This window comes from Pigmentiphaga sp. MLSB6-MA01 (assembly GCF_058793475.1).
Map to the genome: position 1 here is coordinate 183686 of NZ_JBXAFV010000014.1, position 18482 is coordinate 202167.

19 protein-coding genes are annotated in these 18482 nt (G+C 70.5%); 15 read left to right on the forward strand and 4 right to left on the reverse strand.

Going from position 1 to position 18482, the window contains the following annotated elements; all coding sequences use genetic code 11:
• The first annotated feature begins 11 nt into the window (after nucleotides 1-11).
• Genes AC1Q6E_RS21950 through AC1Q6E_RS21960 form a run of 3 tightly spaced genes read left to right on the forward strand, consistent with a single transcriptional unit; the run spans nucleotide 12 to nucleotide 3425 of the window.
• Nucleotides 12-989, forward strand: coding sequence for an HlyD family secretion protein (locus AC1Q6E_RS21950; protein ID WP_152798283.1), 978 nt, complete (start codon nucleotides 12-14; stop codon nucleotides 987-989).
• 4 nt (nucleotides 990-993) lie between these two features.
• The gene (locus tag AC1Q6E_RS21955; protein WP_492573519.1) at nucleotides 994-2268 is read left to right on the forward strand and encodes an ABC transporter permease; all 1275 of its coding nucleotides are present in this window, start codon (nucleotides 994-996) and stop codon (nucleotides 2266-2268) included.
• Nucleotides 2268-3425 (forward strand): ABC transporter permease, encoded by a 1158-nt coding sequence (locus AC1Q6E_RS21960; RefSeq protein ID WP_492573520.1) that lies wholly within the window; start codon nucleotides 2268-2270, stop codon nucleotides 3423-3425. Before AC1Q6E_RS21955 ends, AC1Q6E_RS21960 begins: the two co-directional genes overlap by 1 nt.
• On the opposite strand, the gene AC1Q6E_RS21965 is transcribed toward AC1Q6E_RS21960, so the two are convergent.
• Nucleotides 3412-4839, reverse strand: a complete 1428-nt coding sequence (locus tag AC1Q6E_RS21965) for an NAD-dependent succinate-semialdehyde dehydrogenase (RefSeq protein WP_152798281.1) — start codon at nucleotides 4837-4839, stop codon at nucleotides 3412-3414. The two genes, AC1Q6E_RS21960 and AC1Q6E_RS21965, sit on opposite strands and share 14 nt — an antisense overlap.
• Before the next feature lie 143 nt (nucleotides 4840-4982).
• Entirely contained in the window at nucleotides 4983-5825 is an 843-nt protein-coding gene (locus tag AC1Q6E_RS21970; RefSeq protein ID WP_296559589.1) for an SDR family NAD(P)-dependent oxidoreductase, read from the reverse strand.
• A 185-nt stretch (nucleotides 5826-6010) separates the two neighbouring features.
• Here AC1Q6E_RS21970 and AC1Q6E_RS21975 point away from each other — a divergent pair, with 185 nt between their 5' ends.
• The 8 genes from AC1Q6E_RS21975 (at nucleotide 6011) to AC1Q6E_RS22010 (ending at nucleotide 12443) form a co-directional block, all read left to right on the forward strand.
• Nucleotides 6011-6991: an XdhC family protein gene (locus tag AC1Q6E_RS21975; RefSeq protein WP_492573521.1), complete on the forward strand. Its 981-nt coding sequence runs from the start codon at nucleotides 6011-6013 to the stop codon at nucleotides 6989-6991.
• Between the two features lie 35 nt (nucleotides 6992-7026).
• Nucleotides 7027-7803: a sulfurtransferase gene (locus tag AC1Q6E_RS21980; RefSeq protein ID WP_296559585.1), complete on the forward strand. Its 777-nt coding sequence runs from the start codon at nucleotides 7027-7029 to the stop codon at nucleotides 7801-7803.
• A 123-nt stretch (nucleotides 7804-7926) separates the two neighbouring features.
• Complete coding sequence (ribBA, locus tag AC1Q6E_RS21985; RefSeq protein ID WP_492573522.1) at nucleotides 7927-9117, forward strand: bifunctional 3,4-dihydroxy-2-butanone-4-phosphate synthase/GTP cyclohydrolase II; 1191 nt, start codon at nucleotides 7927-7929, stop codon at nucleotides 9115-9117.
• Entirely contained in the window at nucleotides 9114-9638 is a 525-nt protein-coding gene (gene ribH / locus AC1Q6E_RS21990; protein ID WP_152798276.1) for a 6,7-dimethyl-8-ribityllumazine synthase, read from the forward strand. The genes ribBA and ribH overlap by 4 nt, the downstream gene beginning before the upstream one ends.
• Nucleotides 9631-10101 (forward strand): transcription antitermination factor NusB, encoded by a 471-nt coding sequence (gene nusB, locus AC1Q6E_RS21995; RefSeq protein WP_152798275.1) that lies wholly within the window; start codon nucleotides 9631-9633, stop codon nucleotides 10099-10101. The genes ribH and nusB overlap by 8 nt, the downstream gene beginning before the upstream one ends.
• Before the next feature lie 138 nt (nucleotides 10102-10239).
• On the forward strand, nucleotides 10240-11256 hold the full coding sequence (gene thiL / locus AC1Q6E_RS22000) for a thiamine-phosphate kinase (RefSeq protein WP_492573523.1): 1017 nt from the start codon (nucleotides 10240-10242) through the stop codon (nucleotides 11254-11256).
• Nucleotides 11253-11768, forward strand: a complete 516-nt coding sequence (locus AC1Q6E_RS22005) for a phosphatidylglycerophosphatase A family protein (protein WP_152798273.1) — start codon at nucleotides 11253-11255, stop codon at nucleotides 11766-11768. Before thiL ends, AC1Q6E_RS22005 begins: the two co-directional genes overlap by 4 nt.
• 150 nt (nucleotides 11769-11918) lie before the next feature.
• Nucleotides 11919-12443: a CinA family protein gene (locus tag AC1Q6E_RS22010; protein WP_492573524.1), complete on the forward strand. Its 525-nt coding sequence runs from the start codon at nucleotides 11919-11921 to the stop codon at nucleotides 12441-12443.
• Here AC1Q6E_RS22010 and AC1Q6E_RS22015 read toward each other — a convergent pair.
• Nucleotides 12431-13183: a MipA/OmpV family protein gene (locus AC1Q6E_RS22015; RefSeq protein WP_296559584.1), complete on the reverse strand. Its 753-nt coding sequence runs from the start codon at nucleotides 13181-13183 to the stop codon at nucleotides 12431-12433. The genes AC1Q6E_RS22010 and AC1Q6E_RS22015 overlap by 13 nt on opposite strands.
• A 216-nt stretch (nucleotides 13184-13399) precedes the next feature.
• Between AC1Q6E_RS22015 and AC1Q6E_RS22020 the strand changes: the two genes are divergently transcribed.
• Together AC1Q6E_RS22020 and AC1Q6E_RS22025 are read left to right on the forward strand one after the other, a co-directional pair.
• On the forward strand, nucleotides 13400-14062 hold the full coding sequence (locus tag AC1Q6E_RS22020; RefSeq protein ID WP_152798271.1) for a response regulator transcription factor: 663 nt from the start codon (nucleotides 13400-13402) through the stop codon (nucleotides 14060-14062).
• A complete protein-coding gene (locus AC1Q6E_RS22025; protein WP_152798270.1) occupies nucleotides 14059-15411 on the forward strand; it encodes an ATP-binding protein in 1353 nt (450 codons plus the stop codon). Before AC1Q6E_RS22020 ends, AC1Q6E_RS22025 begins: the two co-directional genes overlap by 4 nt.
• Before the next feature lie 13 nt (nucleotides 15412-15424).
• Here the strand turns inward: AC1Q6E_RS22025 and gcvA are convergent, their stop codons facing one another.
• The gene (gcvA, locus tag AC1Q6E_RS22030) at nucleotides 15425-16342 is read right to left on the reverse strand and encodes a transcriptional regulator GcvA (RefSeq protein WP_152798269.1); all 918 of its coding nucleotides are present in this window, start codon (nucleotides 16340-16342) and stop codon (nucleotides 15425-15427) included.
• A gap of 142 nt (nucleotides 16343-16484) precedes the next feature.
• Here gcvA and AC1Q6E_RS22035 point away from each other — a divergent pair, with 142 nt between their 5' ends.
• Together AC1Q6E_RS22035 and AC1Q6E_RS22040 are read left to right on the forward strand one after the other, a co-directional pair.
• Nucleotides 16485-17207: an RraA family protein gene (locus AC1Q6E_RS22035; protein ID WP_152798268.1), complete on the forward strand. Its 723-nt coding sequence runs from the start codon at nucleotides 16485-16487 to the stop codon at nucleotides 17205-17207.
• Between the two features lie 75 nt (nucleotides 17208-17282).
• Nucleotides 17283-18272 (forward strand): Bug family tripartite tricarboxylate transporter substrate binding protein, encoded by a 990-nt coding sequence (locus AC1Q6E_RS22040; protein WP_152798267.1) that lies wholly within the window; start codon nucleotides 17283-17285, stop codon nucleotides 18270-18272.
• Nucleotides 18273-18482: the final 210 nt, after the last annotated feature.

Sequence of the window (18482 nt, forward strand, 5' to 3'; positions counted from 1 at the left end):
ACCGAACTGCCATGAGCGCAAAAAAATCCACTCTCGCCCTTGCCGTCGCCGGCGTGCTGGTGCTGGCCGTCGTCGCCTATGGCTTCTGGCGCGCGTCGCGGCCCGCGCCCGAGCAGTTCCAGGGCTACATGGAGGCGCAGGAAACCGACATCGCCGCCAAGATCTCGGCGCGCGTGGCCGAAGTGGCGGTGAAGGAAGGCGACCGGGTGGCGCGTGGTTCGCTGCTGGTGCGGCTGGACAGTCCCGAGGTCGCGGCCAAGATGGCCCAGGCCCAGGGGGCGCTGGCGGCGGCGCAGGCGGTCCAGGCCAAGGCCGACCGCGGCGCCCGCCCGCAAGAGATCACGATGGCGCAACTGAACTGGCAGCGTGCGCAGGCGGCGGCCGACCTGGCCGAGGTCTCGTTCCGCCGCGTGGACAATCTCGCGCGCGAAGGCCTGGTGGCCGAGCAGAAGCGCGATGAAGCGCGCGCCAACTACCACGCCTCGCGCGATGCGGCGCTGGCGGCGCGGGCGCAGTACCAGCTCGCGCTGGACGGCGCGCGGCCCGAGGACAAGGCGGCCGCGGCGGGCCAGGCCCGGCAGGTGGCCGGCGCGCTGGCCGAGGTCGAGGCGGCCGAGGCCGAGGTCAATCTGAAAAGCCCCGTGGCCGGCGAGATCACCAAGGTCTATGCCAAGGTCGGCGAACTGTCGCCGCAGGGCGTGGCGGTGGCCACCGTGGTCGATCTGGCCGATCAGTGGGTCGCCATCAACGTGCGCGAGGACAGGCTCTCGCGCTTTGCCGTCGGGTCGAGCTTCGAGGCCGAACTGCCGGCGCTGGACAAGCGCCGCGCGAGTTTCAAGGTCTATTACGTGGCCGTGCTGCCCGACTTCGCCACCTGGCGCACCACCCGCGCCAGCCAGGGTTTCGATGTCCGGACCTTCGAGGTCCGGGCCCGTCCGGAGGCGCCGATAGACGGGGCGCGGCCGGGCATGAGCGTGCTGGTCAGGTGACGGCATGAGCGCGGCCGCCGGGCCTTCCCCGCATACGGGCGGCAAGTCCGCGAAGCGGGAGGTGCCGTCCGGCGTATTCCGGCGCGCGGCGGGCCGGGAGGCCGCCTGGCTGCGGCGGCATCCGCGCGAACTGGCCATGATCAGCTGGGTGCCGCTGCTGGCCGTGCTGCTGCTGTGGTGGATGTTCTCGGCGGGCATCCCCACGCGCCTGCCCATCGCCATCGTAGACGATGACCATTCGGCCCTGTCGCGCCAGCTCGCGCGTATGCTGGAGGCGGCGCCGGGCCTGCGCATCGCGCGGCGCGACGCCAGCCTGGCCGAGGCGCGGGCCGGCATGGAGCGGGGCGACATCTACGCGGTGGTGGCGATCGAGCGCGACTTCTCGCGCGACATCAAGCGCGGGGCGAGCGGCCACGTCACGCTGTACCACAACGCCCAGTTCTATACGGTGTCGGGCCTGGTCCTGCGCGACGTGCAGACCGTGGCCATGACGCTGTCGGCCGGCGTCGAGATGGCGGCGCGCAATCGCCGGGGCGAGCCGGCGCAGGCGGTGGCGGTCAGTTCCGAACCGATCCGGCCCAGTTCGCTGGCCTTGTTCAACCCCAGCCTGAACTACGAACAATTCCTGGCGGCCGCGCTGATTCCGGCGCTGCTGCACATCCTGGGCATGACGGCGGGCGCCTGGGCCGTGGGCCGGGAGATCCGCGACCGCACGGTGGGCGCCTGGCTCGCGGCCGCCACGGGTGCCGGGACGGATCCCGCCGGCGGCGTGCGCATCGCGGCGGGGCCGGCGCTGGCCGCGCTGGCCGGCAAGCTCGCGTGGCCGTGGGCGGGATTGTCCGCCGTGGGGCTGGCGGCGCTGCTGTGGCTGACCTGGGGCCGGGGCTGGCATCCGCCCGGCAGCCTGCCCTGGGTGGCCGTGGCCCTGGCGGCCTTCATCGCGCTGTCGATCACGATGGGCGCGGTCGCGGCGCTGGCGACCCGGTCCCTGCGCACCGCGCTGTCGCTGGCCGGCGTCGTGACGGCGCCGGCTTTCGCCTTCAGCGGCATGGGTTTCCCGCTGGCAGCCATGCCGGCCGGCGCGCGCGCCTGGGCGTTGGCGCTGCCCTATACGCACTACATCCGGCTGCAGGTGGAGCAGTTGCAGATGGGGGCGCCCCTGGGCCATTCCCTGCCGACTTTCGTGCTGATGCCGGTGGGCGCGGTGCTGCTCGCGTTGGCGGCCGCCTGGCTGCTGCGCGGGGTGGCCGCCGAGCCCGCGCGCTGGGGAGGCCGCTGATGGCCGCGCGTGGCTGCGCCGCCGCCTGGCGGGACACCCTGGCGGAACTGCTGCGCGACAAGGGCGCGCTGCTGCTGATCGTGCTGGCGCCGGTGTTCTACGGATTCTTCTATCCGTGGCCCTATGCCACCGAAGTCCTGCAACGCGTGCCGGTGGCCATCGTGGACCTGGACCATTCCAGCCTCTCGCGACAGATCGTGCGCTACGCCGATGCCAGCCCGGACCTGCGCGTGGCGATGGTGACCGGGGACGAAGAGTCGGCCCGGCAGGCGATGTGGCGCGGCGAGATCGAAGGCTATGCGCTGCTGACCCGGGACCTCAGGCGCAACGTGCTGCGCGGCCGGCCGGCGCCGGTGGTGGTCAGCACCAACGGCAGCTACGCGCTCTACAACAAGGCGGTGATGACCGGCTTCACGGCGGTCATCGGCACGGTGTCGGCCGGGGTCGAGATCGCGCAGCGTACCGCGCGTGGCCAGGGGCGGGCCCAGGCCATGGCCGGCCGCAGCCCGGTCGGCGTCAGCGCCGTCGCCCTCTACAACCCCACCGGCGGCTATGGCAGTTACGTGGTGCCGGCGGTGGCGCTGATCATCATGCAGCAGACGCTGCTGATGGGCATCGCGATGCTGGCCGGCACCTGGGCCGAGGCCGGCCGCCTGCGGGCGCCGGCCACGGTCTGGCTGGGGCGCGTGCTGGCTTTCTCCACCGCCGGCCTGTTCGCGGGGCTGGTCTACTTCGGCTGGATATTCTGGCTGCAGGACTACCCGCGCGGAGGCAATCCACTGGGGGCGCTGGTGCTGCTGCTGTGCTATGCCCCGGCGGTGAGCGTGGCGGGGGCGCTGCTGGGCGCCTGGCTCAAGGACCGCGAGCAGGCGTTGCAGGTGTGGCTGTTCACGTCGCTGCCCATTGCCTTCCTGTCCGGCTTCGCGTGGCCGGTGGAAAGCCTGCCGCCCGTGCTGCAGGCGGTGCGCTGGATCTTTCCCAGCACCGCTGGCATCGATGCCTCGCTCAGGCTGAACCAGATGGGAGCCCCGCTGGCCGACGTGGCGGGATCGCTGTCGTGGCTGGCGGCCTGGGCGCTGGCGGGTTTCGCCGCGCTGGCCTGGTGGATGCGTCCCCGGGACCCGGGGACGCTCCGTGGGGACGTCAGATCTGCGTGATGAACTTGGTCACGAGATAGCCGTCGAAGGTCTCGACGCCGCCTTCGCTGCCTATGCCCGAGTCCTTCACGCCGCCGAAGGGCGTCTCGGCCAGGGCGACGCCGAAGTGGTTGATGTTGACCATCCCGGCTTCCAGTCCGTTGGACACGGCGGTCGCGGTCTTCAGCGAGTTCGTGAACACGTAGGAAGCCAGGCCGAATGGCAGGCTGTTGGCGCGCTTGAGCACTTCCTCGGTGGTCTTGAAGCGTGTGACCGGGGCGATGGGGCCGAAGGGTTCCTCGGTCATCAGCTTGGAATCGTCGGGGATGTCGGTCACGACCGCGGGCGAGAAGAAATTGCCTTTTTCGCCCATGCGCGAGCCGCCCGTCACGATACGGCCGCCGCGCTGGCTGGCGTCGTCCAGGAAGGTTTCCATGGCCATCAGCCGCCGCTCGTGGGCCAGCGGCCCCATTTCCACGCCCTTGCCCAGGCCGTCGCCGACCTTGATGGAGGCGATGGTATCGGCGAAGCGCGCCACGAACTTGTCATAGGCCTTTTCCTGGACGTAGAAGCGGGTGGGCGATATGCACACCTGGCCGGCGTTGCGGACCTTCATGCGCGCCAGCATCTCGGCGGCGGGTTCGACGTCGGCGTCGTCGAAGACCAGCACCGGGGAGTGGCCGCCCAGTTCCATGGTGGTGCGCTTCATGTGGGCGCCGGCCAGCGCCGCCAGCTGCTTGCCCACCGGCACCGAACCGGTGAACGAGATCTTGCGCACGATGGGCGATTCGATCAGGTAGGAGGATATCTCGCTGGGCACGCCCCAGACGATGTTCAGCACGCCCGGGGGCAGGCCGGCGTCATGGAACAGCTGGGCCATGGCCACCACCGCGCTGGGCGTGTCTTCCGGGCCCTTCAGGATGATGGTGCAGCCGGCGGCGATGGCCGCGGAGACCTTGCGGATGGCCTGGTTGAACGGGAAGTTCCAGGGTGTGAACGCGGCGCAGACGCCGACCGGCTCGCGCACCACGAACTGGCGCACGGCGGGGTTGCGGGGTGGGATCACGCGGCCGTAGATGCGGCGGCATTCCTCGGCGTGCCATTCGGCATGCTCGGAGCAGGTCATGATCTCGGCCACGGCCTCGGCCAGCGGCTTGCCCTGGTCCAGCGTCAGGTTGCGCCCGATTTCCTGGGCCCGCTCGCGGGCCAGTTCGGCCACCTTGCGCAGGATGCGCGAACGCTCCAGCGGCGAGGTTTTTTTCCAGCTTTCGAAGGCCCGCTGGGCCGAGGCCAGGGCGCGGTCGAGATCCGCGCGCGAGGCGTGCGGCAGCTTGCCGAGCACTTCCTGGGTGGCGGGGTTGACGACGTCCTGCTCGCGGCGACCGCCGCCTTGGATGAATTCGCCGTCGATGTAGAGGGCGAGGTCCTGATACATGCCAGTCTCCTGAGGTCGGAGTCCGGGACGTTCCGGACTCCGGAAGCGAAAAGCAACCCCGTAGACTAGCATGAGACGAGAGCCGGGAGGGCCGGCCCGGCGGCAGGCCCCGTGCAGTCGGGCAAGCGGTGCGCCGTCGGGCGCTACATGATGGCCGGCTTGTCCACGTGCGCCGCGCGGGCGCCTTCGGCGGCCAGCTCGGCCGGCAGGGCTTCGTTCCACAGGCGTGCGATGTAGCGGTCGCCGGTCCGGCCGGTCGAGGCGTCCGAGCACAGCCAGAGAATGCCGCGCCGCATGATGGCGGCGGGCAGCAGGTTGCCGTCGGCGCCCTTCCGGTTGGGGCCGGCTGGCAGGAAGTCGGTGTCGGCCGCGCCGCCCGGCAGGTAGACGTTCACGTCCACGCCGGTGCCCGCGAGGTCCTGGGCCCAGATGCGCGAAGCGGCTTCCAGCGCGGCCTTGCTGGGGCCGTAGGGCGAATATCCGCGACGGACCATGGTCACGTCGCTGGTCGAGATGTTGATGATCTTGCCGAAGCCCTGGGCCACCATCAGCGGCGCGGCGGCGCGCGCCATGTTGAAGGCGCCGTTGAGGTTGGTGTCGACGATGGCTCGCCAGGCCTGCGGGTCGGTCTGCCAGAAGCGCGCGGGCTCGGTGGTGAAGGTGTCGCTGATGGCGCCCATGCCGAGGCCGGCATTGTTCACCAGCACGTGCAGCGCGCCGAAATGGTCGCGGATCTCGGCGACCGCGCGCGAGCAGTGCTCGAAGCGCGTGACGTCGGCGACGATGGCGAACATGCGCCCGCCGCCGGCGGTGGCCTGGGCCTGGGCCATGGTTTCGTGCATGGCGTCCGACGCGTGGGCGCCGGTGATCGCCACCCGGGCGCCGGCCGCCACCAGCGCCAACGCCATTTCACGCCCCAGCCCGCGCGTGCCGCCGGTCACCAGTACGACGCGGTCGCGCAGGGATGCCGTGTAGTCTGCCGTCATGACGCTTGCTCCCGGGAAAACGCGGCCGCACCGGCCGGATGCCCGTCCCGGGCCGCGCATTCCACAGTGTAGCCCCTTGCCGGCCGGCCGGGCGGCGATCATCGGCGCTGCGCCGCGCCGCCCGCCCCGGGGGGCGGGCGTGGACTATCATGACGCCCTGAGAATGACGTGGAGTGGCAACGACGATGGACAACGTCGATCTGGACGTCCTGCGGCGCCTGGCCCAGTGGCGGCGGGAGGGGCACAAGGTCGTGCTGGGCACGGTGACGCGCACCTGGGGCTCGGCGCCCAGACCCATCGGCGCGATGGTGGCCGTGCGCGGCGACGGCTCGATCGCCGGCTCGGTGTCGGGCGGCTGCATCGAGGACGACCTGTCGGACAAGGCGCGCGCGGGCGCCTGGCCCACGGACGTGCCCAGCGTGGTGCGCTACGGGGTTTCCGCCGACGAGGCCACGCGCTTCGGCCTGCCCTGTGGGGGCACGCTGGAGCTGGTCCTGGAGCCGGTGGCCGATCATAGCGGGGTGGAAGATCTCCTGGACGAACTGAGCCAGGGCCGCCGGGTACTGCGCCGGTTGGACCTGGCCACCGGCCGCGCCGCGCTGGAGCCCGCCAGCGACCGGGCCGACACGCTGTCGCTGACCGCCTCGGAACTGGCCGCCACCCACGGACCGAGCTGGCGCCTGCTGATCATCGGGGCGGGGCAGATGTCGCAGTACCTGGCGCAGATGGCGCTGGCGCTGGACTACGAGGTCATCGTCTGCGATCCGCGCGAGGAGTACTCGCAGGGCTGGGAGGTGCCGGGCGCCAGGCTGGTGGCCACCATGCCCGATGACACCGTGACCGAGATGCGCCCCGACCGCCACACGGCCATCGTCGCGCTCACGCACGATCCCAAGCTGGATGACCTGGCGCTGCTGGAGGCGCTCAAGTCCGAGGCGTTCTACATCGGCGCCATCGGTTCGCGGGCCAACCAGGCCAGGCGCCGCGAGCGGCTGGTGGAGTTCGACCTGACCCGGGACGAGGTGGCCCGCCTGCACGGTCCGGTGGGCCTGCGCATCGGCGCGCGCACGCCGCCCGAGATCGCGGTGGCCATCCTGGCCCACATGACGGCCGAACGCTACGGGTTCCATAAACTCGAATTCGAGGCGCCTGCCGCCGACGCGTAAACTATCGCGCCTTGTCGTTTTCCGGATCTTCCGCCGTGTCCGCCGTCGTCAATATCGCCGCCTACCGTTTCCTGTCCCTGGACGACCTGCCCGCGCTGCAAGCGGCGGCGCGGGACCGGGCGCAGGCGTGCGGCCTGAAGGGCACGGTGCTGCTGGCGCAGGAAGGCATCAACCTGTTCCTGGCCGGCGCGCGCCACGGCATCGATGCCTGGCTGGACTGGCTGCGCCACGGTCCGGCTTTCGGCGGGCGGCTGGCCGATATCGAGGTCAAGGAAAGCCTGTCCGCCCAGGTGCCATTCCGCAAGTTGCTGGTGAAGATCAAGCGCGAGATCATCCGCATGGACCATCCGGCCATCCGGCCCGAGGCGGGGCGGGCGCCGGCGGTCGAGGCCCGTACCCTGGCCCGCTGGCTGCGGCAGGGCCGCGACGATGACGGCCGGGAGGTCGTCATGCTGGACACCCGCAATGCCTTCGAGGTGGACCACGGCACTTTCCACGGCGCGATCGACTGGCGGATTTCCCGCTTCACGCAGTTCCCGGCCGCCGTGCAGGCGCACCGGGACGAACTGGCGGGCAAGACCGTGGTGAGCTTCTGCACCGGCGGCATCCGCTGCGAGAAGGCGGCCATCTACATGGCGCAGGCCGGCATCGAGCACATCTACCAGCTCGACGGCGGCATCCTGAAGTACTTCGAGGAAACCGGCGGGGAAGGCTACGACGGCGAGTGCTTCGTGTTCGACGGGCGCGAGTCGCTGGACCCGGCCCTGACACCCCGGCTGGACGGGCGGGACGACCCGTCTCCGGCGTCGTAGGCCGGGGCGCGCGCCGGTCCCCGAATTGTCCCGGCATCCGGGTAAAATACCCGGTTTCCCCGTACCGGCCCGACAGCTTGCGCCGCCGGTACAGCCACGCAACCCGCGCGCCGGACGATCCTCATGTCTGCATTCATTTCTCCCGTTCCCGCTCCCGGCGGTTCTTCGGCCATTTCCTCGGTACCGGAAATCGTGGCCGAGCTGCGCGCCGGCCGCATGGTCATCCTGGTCGACGAGGAAGACCGCGAGAACGAAGGCGACCTCGTCATGGCGGCCGAGTTCGTCACGCCGGAGGCCATCAATTTCATGGCCCGCTACGGCCGCGGCCTGATCTGCCTGACGCTGACCGAGGAACGCTGCCGCCAGCTCAGCCTGCCGCTCATGGTTTCCGCCAACGGTACCAAGCACGGCACCAATTTCACCGTTTCCATCGAGGCCGCCCAGGGCGTCACGACCGGCATCTCGGCCGCCGACCGCGCCCGCACCGTGCAGGCCGCCGTGGCACGCGAAGCCAGGCCTTCCGACCTGGTGCAGCCCGGCCACATCTTCCCGCTGAAGGCGGCGCGTGGCGGCGTGCTGGCGCGCGCCGGCCACACCGAGGCCGGCTGCGACCTGACCGCCATGGCCGGGCTGACGCCCGCCTCGGTCATCTGCGAAGTGCTCAAGGACGACGGGTCCATGGCGCGGCTGCCCGACCTGATCGAGTTCTCGCGCCAGCATGACATCAAGATCGGCACCATCGCCGACCTGATCCAGTACCGCAGCGAGCACGAGTCGCTGGTGCAGCGGGTGGCCGAACGGCCGATCCAGACGGCGCACGGCGTCTTCCGCGCCGTGATGTACCGCGATACGCCCAGCGGCGCGCCCCACCTCGCGCTGATCCATGGCGACATCCATCCCGAGCGCGAAACCCTGGTGCGCGTGCACGAGCCCACCTCGCTGCTCGACGTGCTGGAAGTGGCGCGCAGCACACACAGCTGGAGCGTGCCCAGCGCCCTCGAAGCCATTTCCCAGGCCGGATCCGGCGTGGTCATCCTGCTCAACTGCGACGGCGCGGCCAGCGATCTGGCGGCCGAGTTCCAGCAGTTGATCGACCAGGACCGCACCGGCGCGGCCTGCGGCGACGCGCCGCCCCGCATGGATCTGCGCACCTATGGCATAGGCGCGCAGATCCTGAAGGACCTGAACGTCGGCAACATGAAGCTGCTGGCGCGGCCGGTCCGCATGCCCAGCATGACCGGCTTCTCCCTTACCGTGACCGGCTACGATGCCGGCCATGACCAACCCCCCACCAAGGACGGCGCCCTATCATGAACCCCTATACCATGACTCCTGATCTGAATGGCGAAGGGCTGCATATCTGCATCGTGCGCTCCCGCTTCAACGAAAACATCGGCGAACAGCAATTGCAGGCCTGCCTGGAAGAGCTCGGCAAGCTGGGCGTGGATGAACGCGACATCATGGTCGTGTCGGTACCCGGCGCGCTGGAGCTGGGCGTGACCCTGGCCCAGCTCGCCCATACCGGCGAGTTCGACGGACTGATCGCGCTCGGCGCGGTGATCCGCGGCGAGACCTACCACTTCGAGGTGGTCAGCAATGAAAGCGCGGCCGCCATCAGCCGGGTCGCGCTCGAGACCGGCATTCCCGTCGCCAACGGCGTGCTCACCACGGAAACGGAAGAGCAGGCCCTGGAGCGTGCCGCGACCAAGGGCCGCGATTGTGCCCAGACCGCCGTCGAGATGGCCAATCTGCTGGCCACCCTCGAACCCGAGGAGGAAGACGACGAGGACGAGGACGACGAAGACTTCGACGACGAGGAAGAACAGGATGACTGAGGCCAGCCGCCAGAACGCGCGCAGCGCGCGGCGCCGCGCGCGCGAGTTCGCCCTGCAAGGGGTGTACGAGTGGCTGCTCAAGGGGGGCGATGCCGGCGAGATGGGCGAGATCGATGCCCACATGCAGGACGGCGAGGGTTTCGCCGATGCCGACCTGGGCCACTACAAGGCGCTGCTGTACGGCGCCGCTCGCGACGCGGCCCCGCTGCGCGAGCGCTTCGCGCCCTTCCTCGACCGCAAGGTCGAGGAGCTGTCGCCGGTCGAGCACGGCATCCTGCTGATCGGCACCTACGAACTGCTGAACCACGTCGAGATCCCGTACAAGGTCGTCATCAACGAAGCCGTCGAACTGGCCAAGTCGTTTGGCGGCACCGATGGCTTCAAGTTCGTCAACGGCGTGCTGGACAAGCTCGCGGCCGAAGTGCGCGCCGCCGAAATCCAGGCCGCCGGCCGCCGGGCCTGAAATGGACCCCACCCCTCACGCCCTGGCCAGTACCGCCCAGGGCGTCGCCACGGGCCGCGCGGGGTGGCTTGCCCTTCCGGTCCGCCGGCGCCGTCCCCTTGAGGGGGCGCCCGTAGGGCGCAGGGAGTGGGCCTGACCATGGCCGGAGGCGAATTCGATCTCATCCGCCGGCATTTCACCCGCGCGGCGCCGGCAGGCATGCTGGGAGTGGGCGACGATTGCGCGTTGCTCGCGCCGTCGGCCGAGGCCACGGCGGTCAGTACCGACCTGCTGGTGGAGGGCCGGCACTTCTTTCCCGACGTCGATCCGCGTGCGCTGGGGCACAAGTCGCTGGCGGTGAATCTGTCCGACCTGGCCGCCATGGGCGCGAAACCGACTGCCTTCGTGCTGGGGCTGGCGCTGCCGCGCGTGGACGACGCGTGGCTGTCGGCTTTCGCTGGCGGCCTGTTCGCGCTGGCCGACGCCCAGGGTTGCCCCCTGGTCGGGGGCGACACCACGCGCAGCGACGCCGGTACGACCCTTTCCATCACCATCTTCGGCACCGTGCCCGCCCAGGCGGCGCTGCGGCGTTCGGGCGCCCGGCCGGGCGACGACCTCTGGGTGTCGGGCACGCTGGGCGATGCCGACCTGGCCCTGCGCCTGCTGCTGGGCGAGCCGGAGGTCCCGGTGGCGGACCGGGCGGCCGTGCTGGCGGTGACCCGCCGCGCGCTCGAATGGCCCGAGCCGCGCGTGGCGCTGGGACTGGCGCTGCGTGGCCTGGCCAGCGCGGCGATCGATATCTCGGACGGCCTGCTGCAAGACGTTGGCCACGTCCTGGCCGCCAGCGGGTGCGGCGCGCGGCTGTGCGCCGACGACGTGCCGGTATCGTCCGCCGTGGCGGCCCTGCCGGCCGGCTGGCGCCGGCGTTGCGCGCTGGGCGGCGGCGATGCCTACGAATTGTGCTTTACCGCACCGCCGGAAGCCCGCGCCCGCGTCGCCGAGGCGGCCGCGCGGGCGGGCGTGGCGGTCACGCGCATCGGCACGGCGCAGGCCGGGGCCGGCCTGCACGTGGTGGACGCCGGCGGCACGCCGGTGCCGGACCTGCCGCGCGCGGGCTTCGATCATTTCCCGCCGGCGGCCGGTCCGGCGGCGGGGCACTTGCCTGAGACATCATGACCGACATTTCCTCCACCGGCACGGGGCCGGTGCGTCCCAGCTTCTCCTGGATGCGCGCGCGCCCGTGGCGGACCATCGCCTTCGGCCTGGGCAGCGGTCTCATCCGTCCCGCGCCGGGAACCTGGGGGACGCTGCTGGCCTGGGTGTTGTGGCAGCCCTTGACGTTGGTGCTGGGCGCGCCGATGCATCAGGCCATTTTCCTGGTGGCGGCGTTTGTCGTGGGTATCTGGGCCTGTGGCAGAACGGGCCGCGACCTCGGCGTGCCCGACCATGGCGGCATGGTGTGGGACGAGATGGTCGCGTTCTGGACCGTGCTGTGGCTGATCCCGGACGCCCTGGTGCCGCAGGCTTTCGGCTTCCTGCTGTTTCGCCTGTTCGACATCCTCAAGCCTCCCCCCATCGGCCATTTCGACCGCCGGCTCAAGAACGGCCTGGGGGTGATGTGGGACGACATGATCGCCGCGTTCTACGCGCTCTTGGTCTGCGCGCTGTACTGGCGTATCGTCAACTAAATCAATCCCAGGGGACGGCTTCCGACCGGGCTGACGATCGCCATTCCTGGCCGGCCTGGCGGTGCCCCGGGATGCGGTGGATCCGGCTTTGCCGGCGCACCCGCATCGCCCCCTGGGGGGCGCGCGTCAGCGCGTAGCGAGGAGCATCATATGTTCGACCAGGAGTCGCTGGATCTATCGGTTGCCTTGGGCGAGGTACTGCAACCGGCCGGCTGGATGCTGGCCGCCGCCGAGTCCTGCACCGGCGGGCTGGTGGCGGGGCTGGTGACCGCCGTCGCGGGATCGAGCGCCTGGTTCGACCGCGGCTTCGTCACCTATACCAATGCGGCCAAGGTGGCCGAGCTGGGGGTGCGGGAAGATACGCTGGCCGCCCACGGCGCGGTCAGCGAACAGACCGCGGGCGAGATGGCGGCCGGGGCGCTGAAGGCGGCGGGCGCGCAGATGGCGGTGTCGACCACCGGGATCGCCGGACCCGGCGGCGCCACGCCGGGCAAGCCGGTCGGCATGGTGTGCTTCGGCTGGGCGTGGATGGCTCCCGAGGGGGCGCGGGTGCGCACGGCCACGCACCTGCTGGGCGGCGATCGCACCGCCGTGCGCCTGCAGGCAGTGAAGATCGCGCTGCGCGGCGTGCTGGCGGCGCAGGCGCTCGCGGCCGGGCCGCTTCAGAACGAGTAGGCCACGCCCACGCTGCCGAAAGCGGCGGTCTTGCGCTCGACGATGGGGCTGTCGGCCGCGTCGCCCATCAGGGTCCGCGCGCCCAGCAGCGTGATGATGCGCCACTGCTGGTTCAGCCGGTAGGTCCAGAGCGCATAGGCCGAGCCCGAGCTCAGGCCCGACGACGGACGGTAGGGCGCAAGCCCCGCGCCACTGTGCGCGGATTGGTCGGGCGTCACGCCGAACCAGGTCTGCATGTGGTCGCGGTTGCTCCATTCCAGGCTGGCGCCGACTTGCAGATGGTGCTTGCCGCCTTGCCAGAGGGCATACGAACCGCCCAGGGCCAGGGTGCCGCCATAGCCGCTCTTGGCCGCCTGTGTGTACGATAGCGATGCGCGCCACCGGCCGGGCGTCCATTCGGCGAATACGCCGTACTGGCCATGGACATCGAGATCACCCAGGCCAGCCAGCCTGTCCGACCGGTTTTCCTTGCGGCCCAGGCCGATGCCGACGCGGGCGCCCACGCTCAGGCCGGGCGCGATTTCCGTCTTCAGTCCCAGCCCGGGCAGGCCCTGGCTGTTCGAGATGAAGAAGGGGCCGCGCTGGAAATTGAGGATGGGCGCGGGCAGGAGGCGATAGTCGTCCGCACCGGGATAGGACGGGATGACGGCGATGCCGCCGCCCACGAGGTCCTGCCCGACGGCGGGCTGCATGGCGCCCAGCAGAAAGCAGAGGCAGAGGCTGCGCGGGTCCTGGATCATGTGGCGGGCTCCTGGAACCTGCCGCCGAGGGCGGTTCCCAATGGGGATGTGTGAGGGCGGCGGCCAGCCCGGCCCGGGCATGAGCGCGAGCCAGCCGCCAGCGCGCATTCTGGGCGGGGCGGTTTAAGAACTTTTTAAAACCGGGCGACGATACTGGCCCGTGCCGGCGGAGCGCCGTCTTGCGCGCCGTGTGTTCGAACCACTGGGAAACCGATCTTGCGCATCCTGCTCGTAGAAGACGACGCCATGCTTGCCGATGCACTCGTCACCGCGCTGGGCCAGCACGACACCGTGGTCGAGTGGGCCGGCGACGCCACCGCGGCGCGGCTGGCGCTGGTCGACCACGACTATGCGGCGGTCCTGCTGGACCTGGGGCTGCCCGGCGGCTCCGGGCTGGGCGTGTTGGCCACCATGCGCGGTCGCTACGATACGACGCCGGTCATCATCATGACCGCGCGCGACCGCCTGAGCGACCGCATCGGCGGGCTGGACGCGGGGGCCGACGACTACCTGGTCAAGCCGTTCCAGGTCGACGAGTTGCAGGCCAGGCTGCGCGCGGTGCTGCGCCGCAGCCTGGGGCGCGTGGCCCCGGTGATGCGCAGCGGCGACGTCGAACTCGATCCCGCCTCGCGCGCGGTCGCCTGCCGCGGCCAGCCGGTCGCGCTCAGCACGCACGAATACCGGACGCTGCTGGCGCTGATGGAAAGGACGGGCAAGGCCTTGTCCCGCACGGCGCTGGAAGAGGCGGTCTACGGCAGCGATGGCGTGATCGAGAGCAACACCGTGGCGGTCTACGTCCATCAATTGCGCCGCAAGCTGGGCGAGGACCTGATCGAGACCGTGCACGGCTACGGCTACCGGCTGCGGGAAGGGCGATGAGATCGCTGCGCTCGCGCCTGCTGACGGGCATCGTCGCGACCATGCTGCTGACCTGGGCCGGGTTGTTCCTGTGGTATCGGGCCGAAGTCACGCGCGAGTGGAGCGGGGAGTGGGATGCCACCCTGCGCGAGGTGGCGCACTTGACCCTGCTGTCACTGCCTGTCGGACTCGAGAACAGCATCGCGGACGGCGGGTTTTCGCTGCCGGGCGAGCAGCGGCTGGATACGTCCCAGCTCCAGATGACCTTCCAGGTCTGGAACCTGGCGACCCGCCGCAGCGTGCTGCATTCCCCGACCGCGCCCGGCCAGCCCATCGTGCCGGACATGCGCGAAGGCTATGCCACCATCATGGTGGGCGGCGAGCCCTGGCGCGTCTATGCCGTTTCGGATGCCAGCGGACGGATACAGGTGCAGGTGGGCAAGCCGCAATCCTTGCTGCGCAAGGAACTGCAAGACCGACTTACCCGCGGGCTGCTGTTCGTGGGCTTCCTGGCCTGCGTGCTGGCCTGCGTCGTCGGCTGCGTGGTCCAGTGGTCGGTCTTTCCCGTCACGCGGCTGTCGCGCCGTATCCTGCAGAGGCGCCCTACCGATCTGCAGCCGCTGCCGGCCAGGGAACTGCCGGTGGAGCTGCGTCCGCTGGTGGAGTCGTTCAACGGCCTGCTCGGACGGTTGGACGAGGCCATGCAGAACGAGCGGCGCTTCCTGGTCGATGCCGCGCACGAGTTGCGCACGCCGCTCGCGGTCCTGACGGTGCAGACCGAGAATGCCCTGCGGTGCCAGGACCCCGTGCAACTGCGCGCCGAGCTCGACAAACTGCTGGCGACCACCCAGCGCAGCGCGCGGCTGTCCGAACAACTGCTGGACATGGCGCGGCTGGATGCCAATGGCTTCGGCGAGGACGACGTCGAATTGCACACGGTCGTGTCGGTGATCGCGCGGGACTTCGAGACCAGCGCCGCCGAGCGCGGCCAGCGCATCAGCCTGGACGCGGAAGTCTGCCTGGTGCGCGGCCGGGTCGATCCGCTCGGCATCCTGGTGCGCAATCTGGTCGATAACGCGGTGCGCTACGGCGGCCGCAACGCGCACATCGCCGTGGCCTGCCGTTCCGAGGCGGACAGCGTGCTGCTGACGGTGGCCGACGATGGCCCCGGCGTGCCTGAATCCGAGTACCGGCGCATCTTCGATCGCTTCTACCGCGTGGCGGGGACCACGGAACGCGGCAGCGGCATCGGCCTGTCGCTGGTGGCGCAGATCGCCGAGTCGCACGCGGCCTCCATCCAGGTGGGCGCCGGGCTGTACGGACGCGGCCTGCGCGTGCACATACGATTCCCGTCGGCGCCGGCGGCCTGAGCGGCCGCCTCGTTCATGTCCGGGGCGCGGCGCGCCGGGTTTCGTCCGCCTGGGCCTCGGCCAGTATCCAGTCGCGGAACGTGCACAGGTGCGTGTCGTATTGCAGCCGTTCGGGATAGATCAGGTAGAAGGCGTTGTCGATGGGGACGCGCAGGCCGAAGGGCGCGACCAGTCGGCCGGCCGCCAGGTCTTCGGCCACCAGCGCATGCTGCCCCATGGCCACGCCCAGCCCTTCCAGCGCGGCCTGGTAGGCCAGGCTGACACTTTCGAAGGTCAGCCCCCGGTCCGGGTCGATGTCGCTCGCGCCCGCGGCCTTCAGCCAGGTTGGCCAATAATCCGGCCGCGCCACCGATTGCAGCAGCGTGTGCTGGGCCAGGTCGCGCGGGTGGGCGAGCGGGGCGCGGCCTTCCAGCAGCCTGGGGCTGCAGACCGGCAGTAGGTCGATGCCGACCAGGAAACGGGAGATCACGCCGGGCCAGTCGCCGCGGCCCATGCGGATGGCGACGTCGGCGTCGTGTTCGGTGAAATCCACCGGCTTGAGCGAGGTGGTGAAGATGGCGTCGCGGCCCGGATGGGCGCCGTGGAACGCCGGCAGGCGCGGCACCAGCCAGCGCATCGCGAAGGTCATCGGGCACCAGATGTGGAGCGGCTTGTCGCGCACCCCCTGCATGGCGCGCTGGGTGGCCTCGCCGATGCTGTCGAACACGTCGTTCAGGTCGTCCAGGTAGCGCCGGCCCACGGCGGTCAGGCGCACTTCGCGGTTGACCCGCTCGAACAGCCGGGCCCCCAGGAATTCTTCAAGCACCATGACCTGCCGGCTGACGGCGCCGGGCGTGACGTGCAGTTCGCGCGCGGCGCGCGTGAAGCTCAGGTGGCGCGCCGCGACCTCGAAGGTGCGCAGCGGATTGAGCGGGGGCAGGCGAGTGGCCATTGTCGTGAGTAAAAGTCAATGATATTGACTATAAATCGATTGATGCTTAATGGGAAATCGATGAGAATTTTTCACATATGAAGACCGCCGCCGCGGATAGGCCGCAGGCGGCGGCACGCCTCATTCTTCACGGAGACCACACATGACCAAGACGCTGCTGGGCAAGATCGCCCCCGAACGGGTGAAGAGCCTCGACATCGAACGCCCGCCCCAGGATTTGATCGAGGGATTCAAGGCCCTGGGCGACGCCTCCGGCATCGTGTCGGACGTCATGGACCACCTGGGCATCGCCGGGACGCTGCCTGGCTCGCTGCTTCGGCCCACCATTCCGGGCGCCACCATCGTCGGCCCGGCCATGACCCTGCGCAATACGGTCATGACCGGCCACCCCGTCGACAACGCGCGCGCCCATCGCAATGGCATGGCCGAGATCGAGGCCCACAACATCGCGGAACAAGGCGACGTGCTGGTGATCGAGGGCGTGCCGGGGCTGTCGAACATGGGCGGCATCTCGGCCCAGGTGGCCAAGCGCCAGGGCGAGATCGGCGCCATCGTGTCGGGCGGGGTGCGCGACGTGGCGCACTCGCGCCGCGTCGGCTTCCCGGTCTGGGCCACGGAGGTCTCGCCCATCACCGGCAAGTGGCGCATCGAGACGATCGAGATCAACGGCCCGGTCCAGATCGAAGGCATACGCGTCAATCCGGGCGACCTTGTGGTGGCCGACGATACCGGCGTCTGCTTCATCCCCCGGGACCGTGCCCGCGAAGTGCTGGAGCTGTCGCGCAAGCGCGCCGCCGCGGAGGATGCGCGCTGCGATGCCATCGACCGCGGTATCGCGATCCGCGACCTGCCGTCGGCCAGCTGAGCCGCGCCGCCGGCGGTATCGCGCCGGCGACCCCGCCGCCCCGGCCACGGCCGGGCGGCCATCACGGAGACCAACGTGCAAAGACATTCCTTCCCGCGCGGGGGGCTGGCGCTCGCCTGCGCCGCCGTCGCCACCCTGTCCGGCGCCGGCGCCTGGGCCGCGCAGGACTATCCCGCCCAGCCCATCCGGCTGATCGTGCCCTTCGCGCCCGGCGGCGGCACCGACATGATCGCGCGCGTCGTCGGCAAGAAGCTGGGCGAGCGGCTCGGACAGCCCGTCATCGTGGACAACCGCCCCGGCGCCAGCGGCATCATCGGTGCCGAGACGGTGGCCCGCTCCGCCCCGGACGGCTACACGCTGCTGATGGCCACCACCGCCATCAGCTCGAACGGCAGCCTGTACAACACGATTTCGTATGACCTGAAGAAAGACTTCGCGCCGGTTTCGCAACTGGCCAACGCGCCCGCCGTGCTGGTGGTGAATCCCGGCCTGCCGGTGGCCTCGTTGCAGGAACTGATCCGATATGCGCGCGAGCGGCCGGGCCAGGTCAACTATGCTTCCTACGGGGTGGGCACGGCGCCTCATCTGGTGGCCGAACTGTTCCAGCAGAGCAGCGGCACCCAGCTTTATCACGTGCCTTACAAGGGCGGCGGTCCCGCCGTGCTGGCGACGTTGTCGGGCGAGACCCGGCTGCTGTTCCCCAGCCTGGTGCCGGTGATGAACCACATCCGCAACGGCAAGCTGCGGGCGCTGGCCGTGGCCTCGGACAAGCGTTCCCCCAGCCTGCCCGAGGTGCCCACCTTCCGCGAAGCGGGCATGGAGTTCGAGACCGGGACCTGGTTCGGCATCGTGGCGCGTGGCGGTACGCCGGCTCCCATCGTGGCGCGGCTGCACAAGGAGATCGTCGCGCTGCTGGGCGACGCGGACGTGCGCAAATCGATCTCGGACGAAGGCGCCGAGGTCGTGCCCAGCCCCACGCCCGCGGCGTTCGGCAAGCTGATCCAGGCCGAGGCCGAGCGCTGGGCCAAGGTGGTCCGCACCGCCGACATCAAGATCGAGAAGTGACGAGGGGGCCGCGTCCGCTGCTGGCGGCGCGGCGCCTGGGGCCCATTCCCGGCCTGCGCGAGGCTCCTTTTAGCGGGAGCTGGCCCTAGGCGGAATCGACATTCATGTTCTTTACCCGGTCTTGTCCGGGGCGCCGGGGCCGGGGGGCGGGCGGGGCGCAGCGAAGCCGGTCCCGCTGCGCGGGACTTCCCGGTGGGGACAGGGTGGACG

What these genes read in the sequence shown, in the direction of transcription:
- AC1Q6E_RS21950 (WP_152798283.1), top strand. Translation starts at nt 12, where the DNA reads ATGAGCGCAAAAAAATCCACTCTCGCCCTTGCCGTCGCCGGCGTGCTG.
- AC1Q6E_RS21955 (WP_492573519.1), top strand. Translation starts at nt 994, where the DNA reads ATGAGCGCGGCCGCCGGGCCTTCCCCGCATACGGGCGGCAAGTCCGCG.
- AC1Q6E_RS21960 (WP_492573520.1), top strand. Translation starts at nt 2,268, where the DNA reads ATGGCCGCGCGTGGCTGCGCCGCCGCCTGGCGGGACACCCTGGCGGAA.
- AC1Q6E_RS21965 (WP_152798281.1), bottom strand. Translation starts at nt 4,839, where the DNA reads ATGTATCAGGACCTCGCCCTCTACATCGACGGCGAATTCATCCAAGGC.
- AC1Q6E_RS21970 (WP_296559589.1), bottom strand. Translation starts at nt 5,825, where the DNA reads ATGACGGCAGACTACACGGCATCCCTGCGCGACCGCGTCGTACTGGTG.
- AC1Q6E_RS21975 (WP_492573521.1), top strand. Translation starts at nt 6,011, where the DNA reads ATGGACAACGTCGATCTGGACGTCCTGCGGCGCCTGGCCCAGTGGCGG.
- ribBA (WP_492573522.1), top strand. Translation starts at nt 7,927, where the DNA reads ATGTCTGCATTCATTTCTCCCGTTCCCGCTCCCGGCGGTTCTTCGGCC.
- ribH (WP_152798276.1), top strand. Translation starts at nt 9,114, where the DNA reads ATGAACCCCTATACCATGACTCCTGATCTGAATGGCGAAGGGCTGCAT.
- nusB (WP_152798275.1), top strand. Translation starts at nt 9,631, where the DNA reads ATGACTGAGGCCAGCCGCCAGAACGCGCGCAGCGCGCGGCGCCGCGCG.
- thiL (WP_492573523.1), top strand. Translation starts at nt 10,240, where the DNA reads ATGGCCGGAGGCGAATTCGATCTCATCCGCCGGCATTTCACCCGCGCG.
- AC1Q6E_RS22005 (WP_152798273.1), top strand. Translation starts at nt 11,253, where the DNA reads ATGACCGACATTTCCTCCACCGGCACGGGGCCGGTGCGTCCCAGCTTC.
- AC1Q6E_RS22010 (WP_492573524.1), top strand. Translation starts at nt 11,919, where the DNA reads ATGTTCGACCAGGAGTCGCTGGATCTATCGGTTGCCTTGGGCGAGGTA.
- AC1Q6E_RS22015 (WP_296559584.1), bottom strand. Translation starts at nt 13,183, where the DNA reads ATGATCCAGGACCCGCGCAGCCTCTGCCTCTGCTTTCTGCTGGGCGCC.
- AC1Q6E_RS22025 (WP_152798270.1), top strand. Translation starts at nt 14,059, where the DNA reads ATGAGATCGCTGCGCTCGCGCCTGCTGACGGGCATCGTCGCGACCATG.
- gcvA (WP_152798269.1), bottom strand. Translation starts at nt 16,342, where the DNA reads ATGGCCACTCGCCTGCCCCCGCTCAATCCGCTGCGCACCTTCGAGGTC.
- AC1Q6E_RS22035 (WP_152798268.1), top strand. Translation starts at nt 16,485, where the DNA reads ATGACCAAGACGCTGCTGGGCAAGATCGCCCCCGAACGGGTGAAGAGC.